This window comes from Glutamicibacter uratoxydans, assembly GCF_006539925.1.
In the GTDB taxonomy this organism is placed as follows: domain Bacteria; phylum Actinomycetota; class Actinomycetes; order Actinomycetales; family Micrococcaceae; genus Glutamicibacter; species Glutamicibacter uratoxydans.
On sequence record NZ_BJNY01000002.1, the window covers coordinates 73,175 to 98,270 of the forward strand.

At 62.9% G+C, this 25,096-nt stretch carries 19 protein-coding genes; 9 read left to right on the top strand and 10 right to left on the bottom strand.

Annotated features, from left to right (window positions below; all coding sequences use genetic code 11):
• Positions 1-34 precede the first annotated feature (34 nt).
• The 8 genes from AUR04nite_RS02160 to AUR04nite_RS02195 form a co-directional block, all read right to left on the bottom strand.
• Positions 35-3,274 (bottom strand): AMP-binding protein, encoded by a 3,240-nt coding sequence (locus AUR04nite_RS02160; RefSeq protein ID WP_141361493.1) that lies wholly within the window; start codon positions 3,272-3,274, stop codon positions 35-37.
• A gap of 36 nt (positions 3,275-3,310) precedes the next feature.
• Positions 3,311-3,556: a phosphopantetheine-binding protein gene (locus tag AUR04nite_RS02165; protein ID WP_141361495.1), complete on the bottom strand. Its 246-nt coding sequence runs from the start codon at positions 3,554-3,556 to the stop codon at positions 3,311-3,313.
• Positions 3,553-4,893: a lysine N(6)-hydroxylase/L-ornithine N(5)-oxygenase family protein gene (locus AUR04nite_RS02170; RefSeq protein ID WP_141361497.1), complete on the bottom strand. Its 1,341-nt coding sequence runs from the start codon at positions 4,891-4,893 to the stop codon at positions 3,553-3,555. Before AUR04nite_RS02170 ends, AUR04nite_RS02165 begins: the two co-directional genes overlap by 4 nt.
• Positions 4,890-6,542: a (2,3-dihydroxybenzoyl)adenylate synthase gene (locus AUR04nite_RS02175; RefSeq protein ID WP_218024614.1), complete on the bottom strand. Its 1,653-nt coding sequence runs from the start codon at positions 6,540-6,542 to the stop codon at positions 4,890-4,892. The genes AUR04nite_RS02170 and AUR04nite_RS02175 overlap by 4 nt, the downstream gene beginning before the upstream one ends.
• The gene (locus tag AUR04nite_RS02180) at positions 6,539-7,720 is read right to left on the bottom strand and encodes an isochorismate synthase (RefSeq protein ID WP_141361499.1); all 1,182 of its coding nucleotides are present in this window, start codon (positions 7,718-7,720) and stop codon (positions 6,539-6,541) included. The genes AUR04nite_RS02175 and AUR04nite_RS02180 overlap by 4 nt, the downstream gene beginning before the upstream one ends.
• A 50-nt stretch (positions 7,721-7,770) precedes the next feature.
• Positions 7,771-8,529, bottom strand: a complete 759-nt coding sequence (locus AUR04nite_RS02185) for an SDR family oxidoreductase (protein WP_218024615.1) — start codon at positions 8,527-8,529, stop codon at positions 7,771-7,773.
• Positions 8,526-9,182 (bottom strand): isochorismatase family protein, encoded by a 657-nt coding sequence (locus AUR04nite_RS02190; RefSeq protein ID WP_141361503.1) that lies wholly within the window; start codon positions 9,180-9,182, stop codon positions 8,526-8,528. The genes AUR04nite_RS02185 and AUR04nite_RS02190 overlap by 4 nt, the downstream gene beginning before the upstream one ends.
• A gap of 544 nt (positions 9,183-9,726) precedes the next feature.
• A complete protein-coding gene (locus AUR04nite_RS02195; protein WP_141361505.1) occupies positions 9,727-10,083 on the bottom strand; it encodes a DUF2695 domain-containing protein in 357 nt (118 codons plus the stop codon).
• 236 nt (positions 10,084-10,319) lie between these two features.
• On the opposite strand from AUR04nite_RS02195, the gene AUR04nite_RS02200 reads away from it, so the two are divergent.
• From AUR04nite_RS02200 to AUR04nite_RS02215, 4 genes are all read left to right on the top strand, one after another.
• Complete coding sequence (locus AUR04nite_RS02200) at positions 10,320-11,087, top strand: helix-turn-helix transcriptional regulator (RefSeq protein ID WP_170184049.1); 768 nt, start codon at positions 10,320-10,322, stop codon at positions 11,085-11,087.
• A gap of 152 nt (positions 11,088-11,239) precedes the next feature.
• Positions 11,240-12,691 carry an aminopeptidase P family protein gene (locus tag AUR04nite_RS02205; RefSeq protein ID WP_246055283.1) on the top strand — a complete coding sequence of 484 codons (1,452 nt, stop codon included), beginning with the start codon at positions 11,240-11,242 and terminating at the stop codon, positions 12,689-12,691.
• Entirely contained in the window at positions 12,688-13,905 is a 1,218-nt protein-coding gene (locus AUR04nite_RS02210) for a metal-dependent hydrolase family protein (protein ID WP_141361509.1), read from the top strand. Before AUR04nite_RS02205 ends, AUR04nite_RS02210 begins: the two co-directional genes overlap by 4 nt.
• Positions 13,902-15,200, top strand: coding sequence for an alpha/beta fold hydrolase (locus AUR04nite_RS02215; RefSeq protein ID WP_141361511.1), 1,299 nt, complete (start codon positions 13,902-13,904; stop codon positions 15,198-15,200). Before AUR04nite_RS02210 ends, AUR04nite_RS02215 begins: the two co-directional genes overlap by 4 nt.
• Positions 15,201-15,306: 106 nt before the next feature.
• Here AUR04nite_RS02215 and AUR04nite_RS02220 read toward each other — a convergent pair whose 3' ends face one another.
• Positions 15,307-15,849, bottom strand: a complete 543-nt coding sequence (locus tag AUR04nite_RS02220; protein ID WP_141361513.1) for a dihydrofolate reductase family protein — start codon at positions 15,847-15,849, stop codon at positions 15,307-15,309.
• Between the two features lie 245 nt (positions 15,850-16,094).
• Positions 16,095-18,452: a M9 family metallopeptidase gene (locus AUR04nite_RS02225; protein WP_170184050.1), complete on the bottom strand. Its 2,358-nt coding sequence runs from the start codon at positions 18,450-18,452 to the stop codon at positions 16,095-16,097.
• 245 nt (positions 18,453-18,697) lie between these two features.
• Between AUR04nite_RS02225 and AUR04nite_RS02230 the strand changes: the two genes are divergently transcribed.
• The 5 genes from AUR04nite_RS02230 to AUR04nite_RS02250 all read left to right on the top strand — a co-directional run bounded on the left by AUR04nite_RS02230 (position 18,698) and on the right by AUR04nite_RS02250 (position 25,093).
• Positions 18,698-20,467, top strand: a complete 1,770-nt coding sequence (locus AUR04nite_RS02230) for an ABC transporter substrate-binding protein (RefSeq protein ID WP_141361517.1) — start codon at positions 18,698-18,700, stop codon at positions 20,465-20,467.
• 2 nt (positions 20,468-20,469) lie between these two features.
• A complete protein-coding gene (locus AUR04nite_RS02235; protein WP_141361519.1) occupies positions 20,470-22,254 on the top strand; it encodes an ABC transporter ATP-binding protein in 1,785 nt (594 codons plus the stop codon).
• 2 nt (positions 22,255-22,256) lie between these two features.
• The gene (locus AUR04nite_RS02240) at positions 22,257-23,195 is read left to right on the top strand and encodes an ABC transporter permease (RefSeq protein ID WP_141361521.1); all 939 of its coding nucleotides are present in this window, start codon (positions 22,257-22,259) and stop codon (positions 23,193-23,195) included.
• Between the two features lie 8 nt (positions 23,196-23,203).
• Positions 23,204-24,157, top strand: coding sequence for an ABC transporter permease (locus AUR04nite_RS02245; RefSeq protein ID WP_246055285.1), 954 nt, complete (start codon positions 23,204-23,206; stop codon positions 24,155-24,157).
• 243 nt (positions 24,158-24,400) lie between these two features.
• The gene (locus AUR04nite_RS02250) at positions 24,401-25,093 is read left to right on the top strand and encodes a fasciclin domain-containing protein (protein WP_407646642.1); all 693 of its coding nucleotides are present in this window, start codon (positions 24,401-24,403) and stop codon (positions 25,091-25,093) included.
• The last annotated feature ends 3 nt before the right edge of the window (positions 25,094-25,096 follow it).

Genomic DNA, 25,096 nt, shown 5'->3' on the forward strand with positions numbered 1-25,096 from the left:
ATCCTTTGGGCTGAAGGGATTATCGGGATGGTTCTCAGCGGCGCGGTCGGCGCCGGGCCAGCATCGCGGCGAGCCTGTCGCGGGCCCCGTCCTCCAGTGCCACCAGCTCGGGGCGCTGCGCGGCGGGATTTTCCGGGCCGGCGGACAGCACGGTGGCTGCGGCGGCAATCGAGGCAATGGTGCGCAGGGCGAATACTTCTCCGACGCTTGAGGAATATCCGGCTTCGCGCAGGCCGGAGACCAGCGCGATGGCGGTGATCGAGTCCCCACCCTGGGCGAAGAAGTCGGAGTCGGGGCCAAGCTGCTCCGGCTGCATCCCCAGCGCCTCAGCCATGGCCGCTGCCACCGCCTGCTGCAGGCTGCCGGTGAGCGGCGCAGCTGGCGCGGCGGCACCGGCGGCAGGATCTGGCAGCTGTTTTTCATCGAGCTTCCCGGTGCTGCCCAGCGGCAGCTGCTCGATGATTCCTAGCGCGTGTGGGATCATCTGCGGCGGCAGAATCTGGCCCAGTGCCTCGCGCCAGCCTGCCGCGTCGAACTCCTGTCCCGCCACCGCCCAGGCCAGCAGCCTGGCACCGCGGGCGCGGACCACCGCGTGTGCGACGCCGGGCAGGGTAGCCAGCGCGCTTTCCACTTCCCCCACGTCGATCCGGTAGCCGCGGATCTTTACCTGTGAGTCCTCGCGGCCCAGGAAGCGCAATAGCCCGTCGTGTCCAATGACCGCGCGGTCCCCCGTGCGGTACATCCGGGTGCCGGTGGCCGACGGGTCCGCGACAAAGCGGGCGGCCGTCAAGGCACCCTGCCCCAGGTAGCCGTGCGCTTCCTGCGGGCCTGCGAGGTAAAGTTCCCCTGGCAGTCCTGCAGGCAGCGGACGCAGCGACGCGTCAAGCACCATGGCCTTCAGACCGTTCAGCGGGCGGCCAACCACCACATCCGGGCTGTCGGCGACGTTGGCCACCAGCGCGTCAACGGTGAACTCGGTGGGCCCATAGAGGTTCTCAACCACCAGATGGCCCAGCCCGCGCAGCTTCTCCCAGAGCACCTGGCTGCAGCCTTCACCGCCCACCGACAGCCTGCGCACCGGCGTGCCAGGGTCGAAAACTCCGGTGTCAAGCAACGGAGCCGCCAGTGACGGGGTCATGTCCATCCAGGTCATCGAGTGCTCGCGCACCTGAGCTGCCAGCTGCTGGGGATCCCTGGCACTCTCGTGGCTGATCAGGTGCAGGTGGTGGCCCAGCGCCACGCCGAGCAGCGTGCACCAGGCGCCGTCGAAGTGCAGCGGCAGCGACTGGGCAATGCGCTGCACGCCCGCATTGAAGAAGCCTGCGTGCCGGTGGTACCCGGCCCAGTGGGAAAATGCCTCGCGGGAGACCACCACCGCCTTGGGTTCGCCGGTGGAGCCAGAGGTGTGCAGCAGGTAGCCGGGGGTGCTGCGCGGCACCGCCGGCAGCTGCAGTTCAAGGCCTGCTGGCGGCAGCTGCGCTGGGTCCAGCACGCTGAATCCTGTCCAGTGCTCGGCCTGGCCGCTGAGCACCAGCGGCGGGTTCTCCTCCAGCTGCGCAAGCCTGGCGGCGATGCGCTGGTTGCGTTGCCGCGGCGCGTTCGGGTCAAGCGGAACACTGGTGGCGCCCGCCGCGGCGATCCCCAGGATTGACGCCACATAGTCGATGCCACGCTCCAGGGCGATCAGCACATAGCCTCCGGGACCGATCCCTGCCCGCAGCAGCCCAGCTGCCACCGCGTCGGCGCGCAGGGACAGTTGGCGGTAGCTCAGCGTGATGCCCTCGCAGGTGATCGCGGGGGCCTCGGGGGTGGCCGCCACGCTGGCGGCGAAGAGTTCTTCAAGCACCGGCGGGACGGCCTCGGCGGCCGGCGCACCGGCCAACGGGCCGCGCTGCACTTGCGGCGACAGCATCAAGGCCGTGTGCGGTGTGGTCCCCGGGGCGGCGGCAAGCTGCTCGAAAAGCAGCCCATAGGCTTCAAGGAGCACCGCCGCGTCGGCTACTGCCAGCGTTCCGGCCGGAGCTGTGAGCACCGCGGTGACCTTCTGCGCCTGGTAATCGGGCAGCAGGTTCAGGCAGATGTCATCCACCGGCCCCTCGGACAGGGCGTGCAGCGCCACGGTTCCGCCTGGCACCTCAAGCGGTGCGTCGAAGGCTTTGATGTTGATTTCGCTGGCTGTCAGGGCAGTATCCGAGCCAACCAGCGACAAATCGCGCATGAGCTGTTCGGCGCGGTAGCGGCCGTGGACCGTGAGCTTGGCCCGGGCTGCGGACACTTCCTCCAGCAGCGTATCGATGCTGCCCGAGGGGTCGATATCGACCACCAGCGGCAACACGTTAATGGTGGGTGCCGGGCACAATGCGGCGGCCCCGGTGCGGTTCATTGCCGGCAGGCCGAGCACCGCACGGGTGGAGCCGGTCAGCCGCGCGGCGAGCAACGCATGGGCTGCAATCGCGGCGTCGGCCCAGGTACCGGGGCCCTGCACCGCATTCGGGGCGGCGAACCGGCCAAGATCCAGCGGGCGACCGCTGATGCGCAGCCGCTGCACTGCTGCTGCATCAGGGCGTTGCCCCGCGGCACCGAGCAGGCCAGCCAGCCGGGTCGGTCGGTATTCTTCCCCCTGCGCCGGCTGCAGGCGTTCATGCCAATAGGACGCATCGCGCGCCAGCGCGTTCGATGCGTGGTATTGCTCTTCACCGCGGCGGACCGCTTCGGGCTGCGTGAACGGCGCCGGGGCAGGTTCGGTCCCCTGCACCAGAGCTGTGTAGTGTTCGCTCACCCGTCGGGCGAGCAGCGAGATGCTGTACCCGTCGATGAGGATATGGTGCGCCGCCAGCACCCACACCGCGACCGGCTGCACGTCGTCTTCGGCGCAGGTCAGCAGCAGCTGTTCGCGCAGCAGCTGGGAGTCGAGCGTGATTCGCGGCAGGTGCGTTGCACGCAGTGCATCGGCCAGCACCTTGTCGGAATCTCCTGTCAGCTCCCCGCGCAGCACCCCCGAAGGCAGCAGCCCAGGGGCCGCTGGGCGCCGTGGCATGCAATCCGGTACCAGCGCCATCTGCTGCACGTCGAAGCGGCACGCCAGCCAGGGCACCTCGTCCAGGGTGCTGCGCACCGCCTCCGCCAGCGCGGCGGCGGAGATGCGTCCCCTGAAAACAACCGCATCTCCCACGGAGAAGTCGGCGGTATCCGGCGCGGCGAGTTCGGCGTGGACGATGCCCCGCTGGGCGTCGGTCAGCGGGTAGGTTTTCACTGTGTCGGGGGCGAGGGTCATATTCGGTCCTTTGAGGGTGCTGCTGAGCGGGTGGGGTTAACTGCTGGAAACTGCGCCGAGCACGGCCGCGACCAGTGCTTCGACGCTTTCGCTGGCAGCAAGCCGCGGGAAGTCGACCGCTGCGCCGGCGGCGCGCCAGCTGTTCACCAGGGACATCAAGCGGATTGAATCGATGCCCAGGTCCGCCAGCGCATCGCCGGGTTCGACTTCGTCCACCGGCAGTCCGGCGCAGGTCGCAAGTTCGGCAAAGATGCGTGCTTCGGTCAGTGCCGGGGTGCTCATGCGCTGGCCTTTCGGATCTCGGCTTGCATCGCGGTGCCCTGGCCCGCGCTCAGGATGGATTCAAGGATCTCCCCTGCACGAACTGCGATATTCGACAACAGCGTCGCAGAGATCCCGTGCTGATGTTCTGTCTGTCCCACCAGGAAGAGCTTCGCGTCATCGGGCAGCACTGTGTGTGCACTGTAGTCCCGGCGTGCGCTGGGCCGCCCCTGGTCATCGCGGACCAGAATCCCGGCGTGGGAGCCAAGAACGGTCGTCGGGTCCAAGGCGCGGTAGCCGGTGGCGAAGATCGCCACGTCTGCCTCCAGCAAACCGGGGCCGTCACCCAGGCCCTCGTGCAGTTCAAGGTGCACAGTGCGGGATTCGTAGTCCTCGCGAACGGCTTTCACGCGTGCTGCCCGGTGCCAGTTCAGGCGCTCGGTGCCCAGCCACTGATCGCGGTACTCCAGGTCGTAGAGCGCTGCAATGGTGTTGGGATTAACTACGGAGTTGTTGGTATTGCGATGAACGTCGGTGAGCGCCTGGCGCACCTGAGGCTCCGCCGTAAATTGTTCATCCACCGCCAGCGGGTCGAAAATTCGATTCGCATAGGCCGAGGCGTCAGATGGGATCAGCCCGAACCGGGAGATGACCGAATGGATCTGGGCCTGCGGGAAGCGGTGGTACATCTGCTCAATGACTTCCGCCGCGCTCTGTCCGCCACCGATGACCGCCACGGAGCGGACGCTGGAGGCCTCAAAGTTCGCAACCCGCTCGAGGAATTCGGCGCTGTGCCAGACCCTTGCCCCTGACCGCACACCGGCGGGGAAGGTTGGCTGCAGCCCTCCGGCCAGCACCACGTGCCGCGCGGTGACGGTGCGCACCCCGTTGGCATCGGCGATGTCTACCTCATATCCGGTAATGCGCCCGGAGCTGGTCTGCGGAACCACTCGGACCACTTCGGAGGAATAGTTGACGTAGTGCGCCAGCTGCTGCGCTGCCCAGCGCAGATAGGCGACGAATTCGATGCGCAGCGGGGCCATGGAGCCGCGGTTGAAAAAGTCCGCGAGCCGTCCGTGCTGATGCAGGAAGTTCAAGAACGACAACTCGCTGGTCGGGTTGCGGAAGCTGACCAGGTCTTTGGCGAAGGCCACCTGCATGCTGGCATCCTCGAAGAGCAAGTTCTTGTGCCACCCAGTTTGCTGTTCCCGGTCTAGGAAGAGCGCACGCAGCTGTGCCGAGGCGCCCGCCGCAGCGTTGTGCTCGTCAATGGCCGCAGCCAGTGCCATGTTGCTCGGTCCGAAGCCCAGCCCTACAACGTCGTAGTCCGGTTCGTTGTTGTCCTGCGTCTGGTTCATGATTCTCCTTGAAGTTCAGCTGCTTTGGAACCCAGCGTGTTGCGGCTGATTTTGCCGATATGGGTAGTGGGTAGCGACTCGACCACCGTGATCATGTCTGGAATGTGGTGGTCCGCAATGTGCTCTCCGCGCATCCAGGCACGTAGCGTTTTGGCGCGCGGCGGCGGTGAAATCTCGCGCGGCACGACGTAGGCATGGGTACGTTCGCCCAGTAATTCGTCCGGAACGCCGATGACCGATGCATCGTGCACCGCTGGGTGGCGCAATAGCACCGCCTCGATCTGTTCGGGGCTGACCTTCTCGCCGCCCCGGTTGATGACGTCCTTGGTGCGCCCGACTACGCTCAGGTAGCCCCGGGCATCGCGCACCACAATGTCCCCTGAACCATAGAACCCGTCGGGCGTGAAGCTGGCTGCATTGGCTTCTGGATTGTTGTAGTAGCCCCTGAAGGTATATGGTCCGCGCACCCACAGATTCCCCGGCGTGCCTTCTGGCACAGGATTGCCTTGGGCATCGAGCACCAGGACTTCATCGGCGTCGCTCATCGGCTTGCCCTGGGTCGAGGCGATGGTCTCCAGATCATCGTCCAGCCGGGTATAGCAGACCAAGCCCTCGGCCATCCCAAAAACTTGTTGCAGCGTGCACCCCAGTTCCTGCTCGACGCGTACTGCCACCGCGCGGGCGAGCTTGGCGCCGCCGACTTGAAGCAGCTTCCAGCTGGACAAGTCGTACTGGTGCTTCACGTTGGAGTTCAGCCATGCCTGCGCCAGCGGCGGAACTGCCGCCACCATGGTGACCCGATGCTCGGCGATGAGCTCGAAGACCCGTTCAGCACTGCCGTCCAGGGCGCAGACCACCGTCCCGCCCGTGGCGAATACCCCCATGTAGCCCGGCGAGCTGGCGGCGAAATTGTGTGCCAGGGGAATGCCCGAGAGGTATACGGTGTGATCGCCAAGGGCGCAGATCTGCGCCGATCGTTCGAAGGAGTAGGCGTAGTCGCGGTGGGTCTTAGGGATCAGCTTCGGCTTGCCGGTGGTGCCTCCAGACAGCTGCAGAAAAGCCGCCGCATGCGCTGGCCGAGGGCAGCCCTGGCGGGGAACGTCCCAGCCGCTGCATGCCAGGTGAAGCCCGCGCTCATAGAGGTCCTCGGCATACATCACACGCAGCCCGGGCAGCCGGCTTGCCAGCTGCGAAGCAATGGCCTGCGGGTCCGCTGCAGGGATCTGGCGGCTGGTCAGCAACAGCACGGCGCCAGAAGAATTGGCAAGGTGTTCCAACTCGCTGGCACGGTGCGAATGCACCGCGAACACCGGGATTGCACCGATAGAGATGACGGCGTAGACGGCGTCGAAGAACTCAAGCACGTTGGGGACGTGGATAATCACCCTCTCGCCCTGAGCAATGCCGCAGGCCGAAAGCGCTGTTTGCGAAACATCGATTCGGTTGACCAGTTCGGCATAGGAAACGCGGCGCCCGCGATCGATCACTGCAGGATGCCCGGCCCGTCGAACGGCGGTTTCACGCAGAATTTGATCCAGTGTGCGCTCTGCCCAGTAGCCTGCGGCAATATACCGTTCAGCAAATTCGGCCGGATACGGCTTCACACCGGCAAGCAGCGGATCGGCAGCGGCTAGTGGCTGGTGATTCATGCAGCGCGTACCCTCGTGTCAATACCCAGTGCGCTGAGCATGGTCCCGAACTTTGCAGCGGTTTCCTCATGTTCATCGAAGGAATCTGAATCGGCAACGATTCCAGCGCCCGCGTGAAGTACCGCGCTGGCACCGTTGAGTATTGCGCTGCGCAGCAACAACGCCCACTCGCCTTCGCCGTCCTGGTTCATCCAGCCGACAAGCCCTCCGTAGAAGCCGCGTGGGGCGGGCTCCAATTCTTCGATCAGGTTCCGTGCCTCTGCGGTGGGTGAGCCGCAGATGGCAGGCGTTGGATGGATTGCCAACGCCGCGTCAAGCGAGCCGAGCCCTTTATACAGGTCGGCCCGAATCATGGTTCCCAGGTGCCACATGCGGCCGGTGGCCAGCAGGTCCGGGCGCGCGGGAACGCGCAAATTGGTGGCCACGCTGCGCAGTGTCTGGGCAATGTGGTTAACCACAAAGTCGTGCTCCGACAGGTTCTTCGGCGACCGGGCCAGGGTTGCGGCAGTTTCTTGATCTTCGCTGATTTCTGCCATGCGCGGAGCGGAGCCAGCCAATGGGTGGCTGGTGAGCTGTCCGTGTCGAACTCCTGCAATGAGTTCTGGACTGTTGCCAACGATGCTTCCGCCATTATCCGGAAGTCCGATCTCAAAGCTGTGTCCTGCCGGATTTTGGTCGTAGAGCCTTCTCCAGATCGCTTCCGGATTCCAGTTTCCGTCGGCGAGTACTTCAAGCGTCCTAGAAAGAACTACCTTGCTGACGGTTCCTGTCCTAATCTCGTCAATCGCCGCGCCGACGGCGCAGATGAAATCCGGGTTGTACTCTCCAAGAACCTGTGTGACCGCTGGGGGCTCAGAGTCCGCTCTGGCCACGTCGCGCATTGATAATTCGTCAAAGGATTCTGGGACGAATAGGAATGGTGCCTGGGAGCTGTCAAAGGGGATGACGCCTGCAAGAATGCTTCCGGAGGACTGCTCGGCAAGCAGCTGTCGTGCTGCTGCTCCCAGGCCTAGGCGTTTGACCCGCTGGACATCGAGGGTTGCCTTCCGGCCGTGGCCGATAATGGCACGGCCATAGGATGCGAAGCGAAACGAAGCCCCACCGCTCGGGGAAAGTCCCTGAGCTGTTGATTCGCGGGTATTTGGTTCGTGCTGGCTCGACAAGAGCTGAGCGTTCATGAGCTTGGGTCCTCAAAATCGAGAAGTTTGGTTGTAGATCTGCGTCGAGATCAGGGAAGGGTTGCCCCACCGTCGACAACTAGTTCGGCGCCAGTGAGGTGTTTGGCTCGCGGCGACAAGAGGAATTCGACAGAATCCGCGATGTCTTCCGGATCTGCGATTCTTCCCAGCAGGATCGGGTGCCTGAAGTTCGCTGGATCGCCGAGGACCGATTGCTTGGCAGTATCTTCACTGCCATTGAGCGCACGCAACATCTCGGTTCTTGTTGACCCAGGACTGACGATGTTTGCCCTGATACCGTGCTTTGCAAGTTCAATGCTGAAACACCGGGTTGTCATGGTAGCCGCCGACTTTGACGCGCAATATCCTCCAAGGTTGTACCGCGGAGTTGTTCCGGCATTTGAACTGATGGTGACAATGCCGCGCGAATTTCCTGCTTCGTGTTCTTGCTGCCTGACCATGAGCCTCGCGACCAATTGCGTGGTCCGAAATACTGAGCGGGTGTTCACCGCATGCATCGCATCCCAGTCGTCAACAGACAAGTCAAGCAATTGCCCGCTGCGTAGAATTCCAGCTACATTCACCAATCCATGCAGGATGTGTCCTTGCGCGATGCGGGAGTTAATTGCATCGCCCAGTTGAGCTAAACCGTCGTCAGCGGAAATGTCTGCTTGAAGATCCACGGTTCCCACTCGATCGGTGCCAAGGACGAAGTAGCCAGCTTGCTCCAGCCTCGCGGCTACCGAAGCGCCGATACCACCGGCGGCTCCCGTCACGACAACCAACCGGGGTTCAGTTCGATGCTTCACAGCGCCGTTGCCATCGATTCCTGGAGCTGATCGACGATTGACCGGGTGCTTGCCACCGAAGCGCAGCGGCCATAACCGTAGTTAATTGCCATCAGGTGTTCGTCGAGGGAAAAATCGGCCTGCGCATCAGCAACGAAGAATGGCTGGACATCGCGCATAAACGCATCCAGCGCGGTCGTCAGGCAGCCGATATGCGAGTAAACGCCCGTAATCATCAATTGGTCACGCCCGGCTTCGTGCATCCACTCTTGCAGTTTTGTTTTGGCGAATGCGCTGTAGCGCCATTTCGTGAGCACAGTATCCGATTCGCGGGGCGACAGGTCCGCTGTGATTTCTTCCCTGCCGTCATCGGTCAGCCCGCCTCCCCAAAAATCTGTGAGAAGTGCCCGGTCCGACGGGCGCTGGTTGGGAGGCTGCGCCGTGTAGACCACTGGGATTCCTGCCTCGTCGGCGGCATCTCTGAGCGTGCGGATGTTCTCAATCGCCAGGCAGATCTGCGACTGCGGGTCTGCCTGGTCGAAGGCATCGATAAAGTAGCGCTGCATGTCGTGGATCAGCAACACCGCACGAGAGGCATCAGCCTTCCAGTTCACACGAGGTACAGGCAAGTCTTCGGCCGGCAGTCGGTAGGAGGATATGAGGGGCAGTCCCATGGCGTTACCTTTCAAAAGTCTGCTTCTGTGATCGCTGCGAACGATCACGAAAAGACACATTACATGAGGCTTACCTAATTAAGAAATGGTTGTCTGACTTAAAATTCTTAGCTGATCCGAAGTTCGCCCGCGCCAATATTCCTTGAGTTACTGCTATGAAATCGTTGCGTCTTGGCATTTTTTCATCAATCTACTTGCATTCGGCAGGTGTCGCGTCTCACGAAGATCTATAACGTTAATCTTTACTTACTTATTTGAAGGTCAACATGTGGTGCGTCATTGGGTGTAATACTTGCCGCAAGCACAAATATGCCTCCAAGACCTCAGCGAAGTTTTGCCCGCGAGGCTGTCCGATAGATCCGTCGGTTGTTGACCGGGAGGCTGCCAGCAGGCCGTCTTTCGGGGTGGAATGCCTCCTGATTTCGACCCCTTCCCAACTGGTACAACTCTCCTGCACAAAGCCAAAAAGGAGTTTGCTGGTCTGCAACCAAGTTTCTGGTGGAGACAAAAATCGACGCCGAAGTTGTTTGCCGAAGACTGATTTCTAGGCACTGCGGGAACGGAACCGTCCACCTCCCCATTGCACGCCGCGGCGCATCGCCCACTGCTCGCAGGGCTGAATGCTCCCGCGGCGCGTTCCTTTACACACCATTTCCTTCTCATGGTCCACGGCGAGCGCGGCTTCCCTGGTGATGGGGCGAAAGGCGTTGAGCAGCACCTCGCAATCGCAGTAGCCTCCGAGCAGAACGATCTTCTTTTCCAGCGCCGTGGCACGCGGCGCGCTGAGGTCGCGATAGTTTTTCAAGGCCCGCAGATCTCCATAGCAGGGGTGGTCCACCCCTACCCGGTAGAGATAACAGGGCAGGCATTCGTGGTCCACAGGATCCGGCAGTTGTTGCATGTTTCTTCTCCTCTTTCTGCCATCTGTGCTTCAGCCAGGATCTTTCCCGGTTGCCTTCAAGTCTTGGCCCGTACCGCACACGGCGGCCGATGCAGGCATCCAATTGTGGAGAACCTGCCCGTCGCTTTTACGACAGCGTTGTCATAAAACGGCCGAATCACTGCCCCTGCAGGCCTAAATTTCTGTGCCATGATTCAAGTACCATCACCCACAGATTTCAGAGGTACCAGCGATTTATGGACGCCGATTCCCTGCAACTCATTGCCCAGCAGCTTGCCTCGCTGGCTGATGACCTGCGCCAAAACCACGACTCCAGTTCCGGCGCGGTCAAGCAGGTCGATGGCCTGTCGATGAGGCTGATCTATACCCGCAGCGATCTGATCGACACCTTCAATGCCATGCAGGACAAGGCGGTCCACTCGATCGACGCATTGGACTGCGGAGAGCGCCCGCCCCAGGCTGAAACCCAAGCCAAGTCCCAGCCGGGTGCCCTCAAGCGCGGGGTGCGTTTCCGCGTGGTCTACGATCCGGTGGTGTTCGAGCGCGAAGACCTCACCCGGGCCATGCTTGAATCGGTGCGCCAGGGCGAGAATGCCAGGGTCTCGACGAACTTCACGAACCGGCTGCTGATCCGAGACCGCGAAGAGTTCATCGTCCACACTTCTACATCCTCTCCTTCCGACTATCTTGCCGTGCAGTTCACCTCGCCGGTGCTGGCCGAGTTCATCAACAACGCCTTCGCCAAGGTCTGGGACAACGCCCTGCAGGTAAGCAACCGAAAATTTGAAACCGGCACCATCCTTGAAGACGACGAAATCCAGATCCTTCGGCTGCTGGCCGCCGGGCAAAAGGACGAGTCAGTGGCTCGCGCCCTGGGTGTCAGCGTGCGCACAGTGCAGCGCAAGATCCAAAACCTGCAGCGCAATTTCGGCGCCGCAAGCCGCTTCCAGCTCGGCGCCATCAGCGCTCGCCACCTGTTTGTCGACAGGCCCGAAAGCAGCTAGCGCTGGCGAGCCGACAGGGCAGTTAACGACGTGTCGGTTTTACGACAGCACTTTTACACACCTAACGGTCTTTGAACGTGAAAAGCTAAAAGTGCTGGTTTCCACCGGAACCAGCACCCAGCAAAGTTACGTGTCAAAGGAGCACCACGAACATGAGTGCAGAACTGCCCAAGTCCATGCCGGCGCCGTCCAACGGGGAGAACGCGATTCCGCGGCTGGCCTCCAGCCAACCCTTCGTCGACTTCATGGCCACCGGCTGGGCCACGCCAGATCTGCCGGCTCCGGTAGCACCCGACGCGGCGGCGGCCGCCGCCGCCCACCGCGAAAAGCTTTCGGAGGCCTTCCCCGGCCAGGGCATCTTGGTCTTTGCAGGCTCCGCACCGGTGCGCTCCAATGACTGCTACTACGAGTTCCGTGCGCACTCAGACTTCGTCTACCTGATCAACGCACAGATCGAGGATGCAGTGTTGGTGGGCCATCCAACCGGCCACGGCCACGATTTTGAGCTGTTCCTGCCGGTGCCATTCACCCCTGGCACCGCTGACTTCTTCTCCAATGCCATCCATGGTGAACTGTGGGTGGGCCCAAGCCACAACACCGCTCAGTGGAGCGCTGCCCTGGGCATTCCCGTTCGTTCTATCACCGAGCTGGAAACTGCTGTGCGCGCAGGCACCTTCGCCGCTGCAGGCTCCGCCAAGGCCTCCGAGCTGGCCACGCTGAATGCGCAGGATTCACCGGTGCTGCGCCGCGTACTCTCGCAGCTGCGCATGGTCAAGGACGCCTGGGAGATCGGCCAGCTGCGCGCCTCGGTGGACCACACAGTGGAGGGCTTCCGCCAGGTGCTGGCGGCCATCCCGCAGTCAATCGCCGAAGGCGGCGAGCGCTGGCTGCAGGGCACCTTCGACCGTGTGGCCCGCACCTACGGCAATGGCCCGGGCTATGCGACGATCATCGGCGCCGGCATCCACGCGCCGACCCTGCACTGGACCCGCTGCGATGGACCGGTGAGCGAAGACCAGCTGCTGCTGCTGGACATGGGCGTGGAGGAACGCTCCTGCTACACCGCGGATGTCACCCGCACCTTCCCGGTAGCCGGCTCCTTCTCCGAGCCCCAGCGCCTGGTGCACGACCTGGTGGAGAAGTCGCACCGCGCAGGCCTTGCCACGCTGGCCCCGGGCAATTCCTTCAGCGACTTCCACTTCGCCTGCATGGAGGTCATCGCCCAGGGCCTAAGCGACTGGGACCTGCTGCCGGTCTCCGTGGATGAGGCGCTCTCCCCCACCGGCCAGCAGCACCGCCGCTGGCTGGTCTGCGGCGTGGGCCACCACCTAGGCCTAGACGTGCACGACTGCTCGCATTCCCACTACGAGGACTACCAGGGCGCGGCGCTGGAAGAGAACATGGTGCTCACCGTGGAGCCGGGCCTCTACTTCCACGCCCACGACCAGCTGGTCCCGCCGGAGCTGCGCGGCCTGGGCGTGCGCATCGAGGACGACCTGCTGATCACCGCAAACGGCTATGAGAACCTCTCCGCCGAGCTGCCGCTGGATGCGGCCGGCCTGCAGAACTGGATGAACCAGGCAATGAAAGGAGCCAACGCATGAGCACCTATACGCTGGCTAATGCGCTGGTCTTCGACGGCCAGCAGTTCCTCGACGCTCCCACCAACATCACCGTCGCCGACGGCGTGATCACTGCAGTCGGAGACCAGTCCGAGGGCACCGTGATCGACGCCGCAGGGCGCTGCGTGCTGCCCGGGCTGATCGACGCCCACTTCCATGCCTACGCGGTGGCCCTGCAGGGGCTGGACAATGAGCTGGGCCCGCTGTCCTATTCGGCACTGGCAGGTTCGCACCGGCTGGCCGATGCGCTGCGCCGCGGCTTCACCACCGTGCGCGACGTGGCCGGCGGAGACCTGGGCCTGGCCCGGGCCATCGAGGAGAAGCTCTTCGCCTCCCCGCGCTACTACTTCACCGGGCCTGCCTTCAGCCAGACCGGCGGCCACGGCGACCCGCGCGAGGCGCACCTTGACTCCTGCTTCACCCACGGGCACATGTGCCGGATCGTCGACGGGCCAGACGCCCTGCGCGTAGCGGTGCGCGATGCCTTCCGCACCGGGGCGCACGCCATCAAGATCATGACCAGCGGCGGGGTCATCTCGCTGACCGACCCGCTGGAAATTCCGCAGTATTCCCCCGAGGAGATCCGCACCATCACCTCCGAGGCCGCCCGCCGTGGCTCCTATGTCTGCGCGCACGCCTACTCGGTTCCAGCCATCCGCCACTCGGTGGAAAACGGGGTGCGCAGCATCGAGCATGGCAACCTGCTCGATGCAGACACCGCCAAGCTCATGGCCGAGCACGACGCCTTCCTGGTCCCCACCCTTGCCGCCTATGCGGCTATGGATTCGCGCGGCGAAGAACTGGGTCTGGCCGAGGTCTCCCAGCAGAAGAACAGGATCGTGCTCGAGCGCGGGCAAGAAGCCGTGCGCCATGCACTGGCTGCTGGGGTCAAGGTGGGCTTTGGCAGCGATTTGATGGGCGAGCTGGGCGACGAGCAGCTGCACGGCCTGGCCCTGCAGGCGGCCGCCTCCACCGTGGACGACGTGCTGCGTTCTGCAACCTCGGTCAATGCGCAGCTGATCGGCAATGACTCGATCGGCCAGTTGGGCGCCGGGAAGATCGCCGACCTGCTGGTGCTCGACGGGGATCCGCGCGAGGACCTTGACTATCTGGTTTCCGAAAACCAGCACCGCACCGTCATCCAGTCGGGCGCCGCGAGCGTCGACGGGCTGAACCTGCTGGCAGGGGTGAAATGAACCCAACCTTGATCGCCAGCTGCACCGTGGCAGGCAGGCACTTCAAAGACTACTCGCTCCAGGTCCCGCTGAACTGGGAAGACCCCGCCGGCGAGCACATCACCGTGTTCTACCGCGAGGTGTCCGCCACCCACCGCGAGCACGAAGAACTTCCGCTGATGATCTACCTGCAGGGCGGACCCGGCGGGGCCGGTCCACGCCCCATCGGGGATTCCGGCTGGCTGTCGGTAGTGCTCGAACGCTACCGCGTGATCCTCATGGACCAGCGCGGCACCGGCGCCTCCACCCCGGTGACCAAGCAGGTCATCGACGGCTTCGACTCCGGAGAGGCGGGCGCTGCCTACCTTGAGAATTTCCGCGCAGATTCGATCATCCGCGATGCTGAAGCCATCCGCATCCACGGCTACGATTCCAAGCCATGGGTCACCCTGGGCCAAAGCTATGGCGGGTTTCTCACGCTGAGCTATCTCAGCTTCTTCCCCGAGGCGCTGGCCGGCTGCCTGATCACTGGCGGACTGCCCAGCCTGTATCCCTGCGCGGCCTCGGTATACGCGCGGACCATCAACAGGGTGCGGGCCAAGAATGAGAAGTTCTACAAGCTCTACCCGGCTGACCGGCAGCGCGTGGAAAACCTTGTCCGCACGCTGAACGAGGGCGAATACTTCCTGCCGGACGGCGACCGCTTCACCGTGCGCAGGCTGCAGTCGCTGGGCATCGACTTCGGCATGGGACCGGGCTTCGAGCGCCTGCACTGGCTGCTGGAGCTCTCGGCAGACGGTACGAACATCAGCAATGCGCTGCTGCAGGAAGTCCAGAACCGCACCAGCTTCGCCTCCAACCCGCTGTTCGCCGTGCTGCAGGAAGACATCTACGGCGACGGGGCCAACGGGGCTGCACGCTTCGCGGCCGAGGCAGAGCTGGAGCTTCATCCGGAGTTCTCCACCGAAGCGCAGCCTCTGCTGTTCACCGGGGAGATGATGTTCCGCTGGACCTTCGAGGAAACCAAGCTGCTACGGCCTTTCCTGCCTGCGGTCAAGGAGCTGGCGGTGCGCCGCACCCACCGGAAGATCTACGACCGCGAAAAGCTGGCAGCCAACCAGGTGCCGATCGCCGCGGCCGTCTACCACGACGACATGTATGTGGATGCCGGCCTATCCCTGGATACAGCGTCCAAGGTGGGCAATCTGCATGCCTGGGTGACCAATGAGCATGAGCACGACGGGATCAACGATCCATCGGTGCTGCGCCGCCTGCTGAAGAATCTGGATGCACTCGGCGGTCCGCTGCAGCATTAAATTTTGATCCTTATTACCCAGATAATCGGAGGCTCGAGCAACATGGTCGAGCCTCCGTTTGACTTGACGACGTTAAAAAGTGAGGAGAAGTGCCTGCGCCTGAAAATCAGCGAAGCACACGGTAGATCAGGTGGGTCTCACTTGCGAAAGCCGAAGTTTCCAACCGTTCAAGTTCAATACGTTTTCCCAAACCTGCAAACAAGGAAATCCCATTGCCAAGCAGTACTGGAGCGATATCAAGGTGCAGTTCGTCAACCAATCCAAGCAGAAGGCACTGCCGGGAAATCTTCCCACCCAACAAACTGACGATTCCGTCTCCAGCATCCCGTTTAGCTGATGCAACGGCACCGGAAATGTCATCAACAACGAACGTGTAAGTGATGCCGTCGCGTTCTACCGGTGCCGTGGCAGTGTGCGTCATTAGATAAACCGGCACCTGAAGCATTCCGCCATAGGGAATTTCACCGTCTTCAATCGTCTGCGTTGGATTTGCGCCGCCAACAATAGCGCCGATTCGACTCATGACGGAGGCAACGACTAAGTCATCCTCAGGTGCGGAAGGACGGCCAAACATCCAGTCCACACCACCCTCAGGGTCAGCCATGTACCCGTCAAGTGTGATGGTTGCGTGGACAATCACCGTAGCCATGTTTCAATCCCATCGGCATGAGAAGAGTGGTCGACAAATTGACTCTAACCACCAAAACAGCCAACCCATGGAAAATGCCAGAACATTCACAGAGTCAAGCTAAAAATTAGGTGGCCACCCATCCCTCCCATGGCACAGCGATCTCCTTCAGACCTGTCATCACGGCATTGACGCTTGAGGAACTCAACGCAAAGAAGCCCCGCACCTCAAGCAATAGCTTGAGGTGCGGGGCATTACTCAGTTCTCTAGCGGGTGGTTGCCTTCAGGCTCACCCCCGAGTAGGCGTCGTTGGTGCTCAGCGAAATGTAGTTGTAGCCGGCTGGCGGGTTCGGAACGGTGATCGACTCGTTGTTTCCGGACTCGGTGGAGCGGTAGTTGTGGTGGTTCGGTCCGGCCCAGTTCCAGGGGCTGTAGAACAGGTCTGCATTGCCGGTGCCGCCGCTGGTGTTGATCTGCAGTTCCTTTGTGCCCTCGGGAACGTAGATGTAGAAGTAGTTCAGGTTGTCCTTGGTGCCCGAGAGGTTCTTCGCGGTGCAGCTGGAGGTCAGCGCCTGGCCGGTGGTTTCGGTGCAGGTTTCAGGATCGGTCGGATCCACTGGGTCCACCGGGTCGGTTGGCACGCTCGGCTTGCATTCGCCGTTGGCGCAGCCGTCCAGGAAGGTGGAGAACTCGGCGTCAAGGCTCGTGCCGATGGTGTTCTTCAGGTAGTTGCGGGATTCCTGCCACTTGCCCTGGCGGTAGAAGTCGAGGATGGTCTGCGTTTCCTGCGGGTGCTTGTTCAGCATGAAGTTCACCGCAAGGTAGCCCCAGCGGTAGATGCGGTTGGTGTCGCTGTTCTCGTAGGTGTTGTCGAAGATCTCGCTGAGCTTGTAGGTCTTCTGCGCGGCCAGCTGGTTCGCAGCGGTGTAGTCCTCGCCGCGGTAGCCGTAGTTCACGTACTCGGCGAAGCCTTCAACCCACCAGATGGTCGGCACCGTCAGTCCGGCGCCGAAGTCTCCGTACATGTCGAAGCGGCCGTCGAGGTAGTGGGTGTACTCGTGGTTCAGGTTCCAGATGTGGAAGGTGGGCTTGAGCCATTCGGCCTCATAGGCGATGAATGCAGGCTTGTTGCCCTCCTGGCTCGGGTCGCCCTCCAGGTACATGCCGCCGTTGTTGGTGTCGATGCCGAAGATGGCGCCGGCATAGGTCTGGTAGTCGCTGCTGGAGGAGAAGACGTTCACGTCGATGCTCGTGTTCACATCGTCCGCTACCGGGGTCTTGGTGCCTGCGGCCTTGTAGAAGTACTCGTCCTGTTCCTTGAGCGAGGTGCAGGATTCATCGAATTCTTCGTTGCTCACCGACTGGGTGTTGAACTTGATGCTGGTGCTGCATTCGCGGTTCTGGCTGAGCACGGCGGTGCGCAGCTTGCCCGAGAGGTCGCAGGTTCCGTAGTCCGAGCAGTTGCCCTCGTCGTAGTAGTTGACCATGTCCGCCAGGCCAACCCAGAGCTTCGCGGTATCCCCGGTCATTGAGGTGCGCGAAAGCAGGTCGATGACCTTTGGCTTGACCGATTGCTTCAGCTGTTCGTCGCCCAGGAAGCGTGCGAGTTCGCGGCCGGCGTTGGCGACCAGGAAGTCGCTGTTGGTGCCCATCAAGTCGAGGTGCTTGACTGCGAAATCATGCAGGGTGGAAAGGATCTGCGGGTTGGCAGCAACTGCTTCGGAGAAGCCGTCGAACTGGTGGCCGCGGAAGAGCACGGTGAACACGTTGTTGGTGGCGTTGCGGAAGTTCCAGCTGGCTTCGCGCTCGGCATTGAAGCCTTCGAGCAGGTCGACCAGCACGCCGAGGAATCGGGCGTTGTTCTCTGAGGAGTCGATCAGCGTCACCGATTCGCCGAGCACCTGGGCGCTGTCTTCATTGAGCGTCAGGGACTTCGGGTTGGCGAAGAATGCCTGCAGTGCATCGCCTACCAGGGCCTTGAGCTCCGGGCCGTAGCTGCCCACGGTGTCCGACTGGTAGTACTGCACAAAGTAGCCGGCGCGCAGGTAGAGCACCAGCTGCAAGGTGGAGGCCGAGTTGCTGCCGTCGTAGTTCGCGGCGTCGTTCTTGAACGCCTGGGCCACGGTGAGCATGTCTGCCTGGTTGAACAGGTCCTTCGCGGTGGTGCCGGTGGCGTTGAACAGCGAGTTCACACAGTTGAAATCTGCGGCCTTGATGGCCTGGACCAGGCCCGAGCCGCTCTGGTTTCCAATGGCTCCGGGGCTGCATTCGCCCGCCGCGCCGGTTGCGTTCTCCGGGCCGGAAGTGCTTGCCTTGGCCTTTTTGGCCTTTTTGTCCTTCTTTTCGAGCTTCTGGTTTTCCTTCTGGTTCTTTTCAACCAGCTTCATGTCCACCAGCGGACGCGGAGCCTCGTTCTTGCCGAGCACCGGATCCAGTTCCGGCGAATACTCGCCCTGGATGAAGTTTGGAGCCGGAACCGACTGTGCCTTGTCCGCGCCCTGGTCCGCGGCTGGCTTCTGTGCCATCGCCGGGGCGACGCCGCTGGTCAGCGACAGTCCCAGTGCTGCGATGGACACCGCGGCGGCAATGCGCCGCACCGGTGCTGATGATGACAAACCCTGCATTGAGTTCTTCTTTCGTAGATTTACTTCCGCAAATGCGATGTGCATCACGGCCCCATGAGGTTGAACGCTAGGCCACGCCGACTGGGCTCTGCAATGGTTTTTGAGCAATTGTCGCCACCCCGACAGGCGCGTCAGGTTTACGCCGTGCAATTTTCGAATGATCAGCCCAAGTAACAGTGCAATGGTGCTAATCTGGATTTCGATCACCATCCTGTGAGCCAACCCACACACCCTTGGAGGACCCGATGACACCGCAAAAACGCCTTATGGTTCCGCTCTCGCTCTTCGCCGCCTCGGCGGTCCTGCTCTCGGGCTGCGCCATCGATACGGGCAACAGCTCGACCCCGACCGGAGAAGCCCAGAAAGGCGGCATCCTGAAGGTCGGCAGCAACGGCGACAACGACCACCTCGACCCGGCACTGACCTCCTACGTGCCCACCCAGAACTTCATCCGCGCCACCAACCGCCAGCTGCTCAGCTACGAGGCATCCACTGATGAGAACACCCGAATCCAGGTCAAGGCAGACCTGGCCGAGGAAGTCCCGGAAGCCACCAACGGCGGCAAGACCTACACCTTCACCATCAAGGAAGGCGCCAACTGGGACGCCGCCGACGGCCCGCGCCAGATCGTCGCAGAAGACGTGGTGCGCGGCTTCAAGCGCCTGTGCAACCCCTACCGCTCCAGCCCGCTGCTCGGCTACTTCCAGACCCTGCTGACCGGCATGGACGAATACTGTGCAGGCTTCGCCAAGATCGAGGCGAAGCCGGAGCCGATGGCCAAGTACATCAACTCCGCCAAGCTGCCCGGCGTGCGCGCGGTGGACGAGCGCACCGTCGAGTTCAACCTCAAGGAGCCGGCAGGCGACTTCATCTACATGCTGACCCTTGCCACCGCCACCCCTGCCCCAGAAGAGGTGCTCGACTACCTGCCAGACTCCCCCGAGTACCGCGAGAACTTCGTGGCCTCCGGCCCCTACACCGTCGAGGAATACACCGCTGACAAGTCGTTGAAGCTGGTGCGCAACGAAGCCTGGAAGCCGGAGACCGACACCCTGCGCAAGGCAAATGTGGACTCCATCGAGATGACCATGGGCCTAAGCGCCGACGCAGTGACCCAGCAGCTGCAGGCAGGCACCCTGGACATGTCCTTCGACACCGGCCTGGCCCCCTCCGTGGCAGCCCAGCTGGCGGCGGCCAAGGACCCTGACTTCTCCACCGTCGACGCCGGCTCGGTCAACCCGTTCCTGTGGATCAACGTGGATTCCCCGAGCAACGACGGAGCGCTGGCGGATAAGAAGGTCCGCGAGGCCATCCAGTACGCCACCGACAAGGCATCGGTAGTCCAGACCCTGGGCGGCGAGGCAGTGGCCAAGGTGCAGAACGGCATCTTCGGCCCGGGCGTGCTGGGCTATCACGACTTCGACCTCTACCCCACCGAAGGGCACAAGGGAGACCCGGAGAAGGCAAAGAAGCTGCTGGCAGAGGCAGGCTACCCGGACGGCATCACCCTGAAGATGCCATACCGCAACAAGGACATCGAACCGCAGATCGCCCAGACCCTGCAGGCAGGCTTCGAGAAGGCAGGAATCAAGATCGAGCTGATCCCGGTCAGCCCGACCGACTACTACACCGAGTTCCTCGTCAACCGCGAGGAGACCAAAGCCGGTAAATGGGACATCGCCCCGATGGGCTGGAGCCCTGACTGGCAGGGCGGCGCCGCCCGCTCGGTCTTCCAGCCGCTGTTCACCTACAACGGCACCGAAAGCACCTACAACCTGACCAACTATGACAATAAGGAAGCCGACAAGCTTGCTGCCAAGGCGGTCCAGGAGCCGGATGCCGCCAAGGCCCAGGAGCTGTGGGCGCAGGTGGATGAGATCGTCATGGGCGATTCGATCATCGTGCCGGTCGCGGCCCCGACCACCCGCCTCTACCACTCCAAGCGCGTGCAGAACTTCCAGCCCTACGCTCTGGCCACCCAGGGCGACTGGACCAATGTCTGGGTCCAGGACTAGTCATGGCGCTGCTTGAAGTAAAAAACCTCAGCGTTTCCTTCCCCACCGCTGACGGCACCCTGCATGTGGTGCGCGATGTCAGCTTCAGTGTTGAAGCCGGCGACTTCTTCGGGATCGTCGGCGAATCAGGCTCCGGCAAATCCGTGCTGGTCCAGGCGATCCTGGGCCTGGTGCCCGGAGCCAAGCTCAGCGGCCAGGCGCTGTTCAACGGGCGGGATTTGATCGGGCTGCCGGCCGAGGAGCTGCGCAGGATCCGCGGGGCGAAGATCAGCATGATCTTCCAGGACCCGCTCTCCTCGCTGCACCCGCAGTACACAGTGGGCCAGCAGCTAGTTGAGGCGATCACCACCCACCAGAAGGTGCCCAAATCCGAGGCCCGCTCCCGGGCGATCTCCATGATGCGCAAGGTAGGCATCAAGGACGCCGAACGCCGAGCCGACAGCTACCCGCACCAGTTCTCCGGCGGCATGCGCCAGCGCATCATGATCGCCATGGCGCTGCTGCTTCAACCGGAGCTGATCATTGCCGACGAGCCGACCACCGCATTGGATTCCACGGTGCAGGCGCAGATCTTGGACCTGCTTAGCTCCATGCAGCGGGAGCTGAACACCACGGTCATTATGATCTCCCACGACCTGTCGGTGGTCTCCCGAGTGGCGAGCCAGATGATGGTGCTCTACGCGGGCACCTGCATGGAACTCGGTGCGGCGGACGAGGTCTTCACCAGCCCCTCGCACCCCTACACCGCCCGGCTGCTGGCGGCCACGCCCTCGGTGCACAACACCGAGCACCGGCTGCGGCCCATTGACGGTTCGCTGCCCAGCCTGCTGGCCCCTCCCACCGGCTGTGCCTTCGCCCCGCGCTGCGAGCTGGCCGACGAGCGGTGCCGCGGCACGCTGCCACCGCTTGAAGAGCACCGGTCCGGCCGGCTGGCAGCCTGCTTCCACCCGGACACCGAGCTGGCTGCGCCCGAACCGGTTATCGCCCGCAGCGCCGGGCAGCAGGAAGGGGCGCCGCCGATTATCAGCGCCCAGGGCATCAAGCTGTCATTCAGCGCTGGCTCCTGGCCGCACAAGCGCCAGGTGAACGTGCTCAAGGGCGTTGACCTGCAGCTGTTTGAAGGCGAAACACTGGGCCTGGTGGGAGAATCAGGCTGCGGAAAATCCACCCTGGTCCGCGTAATTGCTGGCCTGCTGCAGCCGCAGGAAGGCAGCGTGCTGGTCGAGGGCCAAGAGCTCGGGGCGCCAAACACCGAATCCTGGAAGCAGGCGCGGCACCTGGTGCAGATGGTCTTCCAAGACCCTTTCGGCTCGCTGAACCCCAAGCGCCGGGTGGGCTCGATCATCGCCGACCCATTCATGATCCACACGGACCTGCGCGGCGAGCAGCTCAAGTCCCGGGTGCGCGAGCTGATGGACCTGGTGGGGCTGAATCCCGAGCACTACAACCGCTTCCCCTCGGAGTTCTCCGGCGGGCAGCGCCAGCGCATTGGCATTGCCCGGGCCCTGGCGCTCAAGCCCAAGGTGGTGCTCTTCGACGAACCCGTTTCAGCGCTGGACGTGTCGGTGCAGGCGCAGATCCTGAACCTGATCTCCGACCTGCAGCGCGAACTGGGGCTGAGCTACATCTTCATCTCTCACGACCTGTCGGTGGTGCGCCATATCTCCGACCGGGTAGCCGTCATGGACCGTGGGCAGATCATCGAGCTTGCCGGCGCGCAGCAGCTCTATGAGAACCCGCAGACCGACTTCACCAAGACCCTGCTGGCCGCCAGCGCAAGGAGCTGAGAATGAGCGCACATACACTGACTCCGGCCGCGGCAACCGCCGCCCCGGAGGTGAAACAGCGCAGCTCGCTGCGCATGACCGTCGACTACCTGCTCAAGGACCGCGCCTCGCTAATCGCCGCCAGCTTCCTGGTGCTGCTGGTGCTCTTTGCGCTGGCCGCCCCGCTGCTGGCGGGCATCACCGGCCACCCGGCCAACGACCAGTTCCGCGAAACCGGGCTGACCCCGGCCGGCGTGCCGGTGGGCCCGGGCACAGAATTCTGGCTGGGCGCGGACCAGCTGGGCCGCGATGTGCTGGTGCGCCTGGCCTATGGCGCAAGGGTCTCGCTGATCGTCGGCGTGGTGGCCTCCCTGGCCGCGGCCAGCATCGGCATCATGGTGGGCATGGTGGCCGGGTACTTCGGCGGGAAGGTGGATACGGTGCTCAGCCGCTGCATCGATCTGGTCATGTCCGTGCCCTTCCTGCTCGCCGCCCTGGCGCTGGTGTCGGTCCTCGGAGCCAGCCTGCCGCTGAGCGTGGGGGTGATCGTGTTCTTCTCCTGGACCTCGCTGGCCCGCGTGATCCGCGGGCAGGTCATCGCCCTGCGCCAGCGCGAATTCGTGGAGGCCGCCCGGAGCTTGGGGGCCGGGCACTGGGGCATCATCTTCCGCGACATCCTGCCCAACCTGGCCGCCCCGATCATCATCTACGCAACGCTGATGATCCCCAGCTCCATCGTCTTCGAGGCGACCCTGTCATTTTTGGGCATGGGCATCGTCCCACCTGATGCCAGCTGGGGCGGCATGCTGGCCGAGGCCTCCGGCAACTCCATCTACCTGACCGCCTGGTGGCTGGTGCTCTTCCCGGGCCTGGCGCTGCTGTTCACCACCCTGGCGTTCAACGTCCTGGGCGACGGGCTGCGCGATGCACTGGATCCGCGCACCCGCAGAAAGGCCAAGTAAAAATGTTCATGTTCCTTCTCAAGCGCCTGGGCTTCGGGCTGCTGGTCTTGTTCCTGCTCAGCCTGTTCGTCTTCCTGCTCTTCTTCGTGGCCCCGGGCGACCCGGCCCGGGCGATCGCCGGAGACAAGGCCACCGAGGAGCTGCTCGCGCAGATCCGCGACACCCTCGGCTTGAACCAGCCGCTGTACCAGCAGTACCTGGACTTCGCCTCCCGGCTGCTGCACGGAGACCTGGGATTCTCCTACCGCTCCCAGCAGCCTGTCACCGAGCTGATCTTCGACCGGCTGCCAGTGACCATGTCCCTGGTGGGTGGGGCGATGGTGCTCTGGCTGCTGATCGGCATCCCGGTGGGCGTGGCCTCCGCCCGCAAGCCCGGCAGCCTGCGCGATCGGATCGGGCAGAGCTTCGCGATGACCGGCATCAGCTTCCCCACCTTCGTGCTGGGCATGATCCTGCTCTACACGCTGTATTCGCTGCCGGCCAAGGCAGGCTTCCTGCTCTTCCCGCCTAGCGGATACATCGAGCTGGCCCAGAGCCCGGTGCAGTGGGCCTGGCATCTGGTCCTGCCGTGGATCACCCTAGCGCTGGTCACCGCGGCGGTCTATGCGCGGCTGACCCGTGCGCAGATGCTTGAGGTGCTCGGCGAGGATTACATCCGCACTGCCCGCGCCAAGGGCGTGCGCGAGCAGTCGGTGATCTACAAGCACGCGTTCCGCAGCGCGATGACCCCGCTGGTCACCCAGCTGGGCATCGACATCGGAGTGATGCTCGGCGGCGTGATCGTCATCGAGCAGGTCTTCGGCCTGGCCGGCGTCGGTTCGCTGGCGGTGCAGGCAGTCCAGACCCAGGACCGCCCGGTGATCATCGGCGTGGTGCTGCTTGGCGGCCTGTTCGTCGCGGTGGCGAACATCCTTGTCGACATCGCCTACACCCGGCTGGATGCGCGGGTGCGCACCGCCTAGTCATTAACCTGACAGCTGTGCGGACAACCCCCTCAAGGTGGTTGTCCGCACAGCTTCTTTGTATTGGCTGCGCCGTTGAATGCCAGGCAGCTGGTGCAGTCATTCAGAATAAAGTCTCGCCGAAAAAATTGTTCTGCAATTTCCAATCCGCAATACTGCGCGCCCCGAATACCTCGTGACAGCCCAAACCAAAGGGTTTGGTTCATCGGTTGGCCCCACGGGCCGCGAGGCAAGGAGATCGACGTGAAAAACACACAACGCAGGATGGTGGGACTTCTTTCGATTGCAGCGGTAGCCGCTTTCGGACTCAGCGCCTGCTCAATGGACAGCAACACCGATGCATCGCAGAGCACCGGCTCTTCCGAATCGAGCATGGCACCGAGCAGCTCTGCGATGTCCGATAGTTCGAGCATGGCCTCAGAATCGGCAATGGACCCTGCCGCCAATCTGGTCGGCACCGGGTGCGCCGCCTACGCTGAGGCAGTTCCTGAAGGCGAAGGTTCCGTAGCAGGCATGGCCAAGGACCCTGTAGCGGTCGCCGCTTCGAACAATCCTCTGCTGACCACTTTGACCAAGGCAGTTTCCGGCAAGCTGAACAAGGACGTCAACCTCGTTGATACGTTGAACGGCGATCAGTTCACTGTGTTCGCACCGGTCGATGACGCGTTCAAGGCACTGCCTGAAAAAGATTTGAAGGCGGTCGTAGAAAACGCGGACATGCTGACCAAGGTGCTGACCTACCATGTCGTTCCAGGCCAGATTTCGCCTGATGATTTGAAGGGCGAGGTGAAGACCGTAGAAGGAGATGCCGTCAAGATCAGCGGCAGCGGCGATGACCTGATGGTCAACGATGCAAAGGTCATTTGCGGCGGAGTGCAGACTGCCAACGCCACGGTGTATCTGGTCGACTCGGTGCTGATGCCGCCATCAAAATAGCAG

Bases quoted from the DNA above. Each gene is read 5' to 3' on its own strand.
- AUR04nite_RS02160 (WP_141361493.1), bottom strand. From the start codon at position 3,274: ATGACCCTCGCCCCCGACACAGTGAAAACCTACCCGCTGACCGACGCC.
- AUR04nite_RS02180 (WP_141361499.1), bottom strand. From the start codon at position 7,720: ATGAACGCTCAGCTCTTGTCGAGCCAGCACGAACCAAATACCCGCGAA.
- AUR04nite_RS02235 (WP_141361519.1), top strand. From the start codon at position 20,470: ATGGCGCTGCTTGAAGTAAAAAACCTCAGCGTTTCCTTCCCCACCGCT.
- AUR04nite_RS02220 (WP_141361513.1), bottom strand. From the start codon at position 15,849: ATGGCTACGGTGATTGTCCACGCAACCATCACACTTGACGGGTACATG.
- AUR04nite_RS02245 (WP_246055285.1), top strand. From the start codon at position 23,204: ATGTTCCTTCTCAAGCGCCTGGGCTTCGGGCTGCTGGTCTTGTTCCTG.
- AUR04nite_RS02205 (WP_246055283.1), top strand. From the start codon at position 11,240: ATGAGTGCAGAACTGCCCAAGTCCATGCCGGCGCCGTCCAACGGGGAG.
- AUR04nite_RS02230 (WP_141361517.1), top strand. From the start codon at position 18,698: ATGACACCGCAAAAACGCCTTATGGTTCCGCTCTCGCTCTTCGCCGCC.
- AUR04nite_RS02195 (WP_141361505.1), bottom strand. From the start codon at position 10,083: ATGCAACAACTGCCGGATCCTGTGGACCACGAATGCCTGCCCTGTTAT.
- AUR04nite_RS02175 (WP_218024614.1), bottom strand. From the start codon at position 6,542: ATGAATCACCAGCCACTAGCCGCTGCCGATCCGCTGCTTGCCGGTGTG.
- AUR04nite_RS02215 (WP_141361511.1), top strand. From the start codon at position 13,902: ATGAACCCAACCTTGATCGCCAGCTGCACCGTGGCAGGCAGGCACTTC.
- AUR04nite_RS02190 (WP_141361503.1), bottom strand. From the start codon at position 9,182: ATGGGACTGCCCCTCATATCCTCCTACCGACTGCCGGCCGAAGACTTG.
- AUR04nite_RS02225 (WP_170184050.1), bottom strand. From the start codon at position 18,452: ATGCAGGGTTTGTCATCATCAGCACCGGTGCGGCGCATTGCCGCCGCG.
- AUR04nite_RS02170 (WP_141361497.1), bottom strand. From the start codon at position 4,893: ATGAACCAGACGCAGGACAACAACGAACCGGACTACGACGTTGTAGGG.
- AUR04nite_RS02210 (WP_141361509.1), top strand. From the start codon at position 12,688: ATGAGCACCTATACGCTGGCTAATGCGCTGGTCTTCGACGGCCAGCAG.
- AUR04nite_RS02240 (WP_141361521.1), top strand. From the start codon at position 22,257: ATGAGCGCACATACACTGACTCCGGCCGCGGCAACCGCCGCCCCGGAG.
- AUR04nite_RS02200 (WP_170184049.1), top strand. From the start codon at position 10,320: ATGGACGCCGATTCCCTGCAACTCATTGCCCAGCAGCTTGCCTCGCTG.
- AUR04nite_RS02165 (WP_141361495.1), bottom strand. From the start codon at position 3,556: ATGAGCACCCCGGCACTGACCGAAGCACGCATCTTTGCCGAACTTGCG.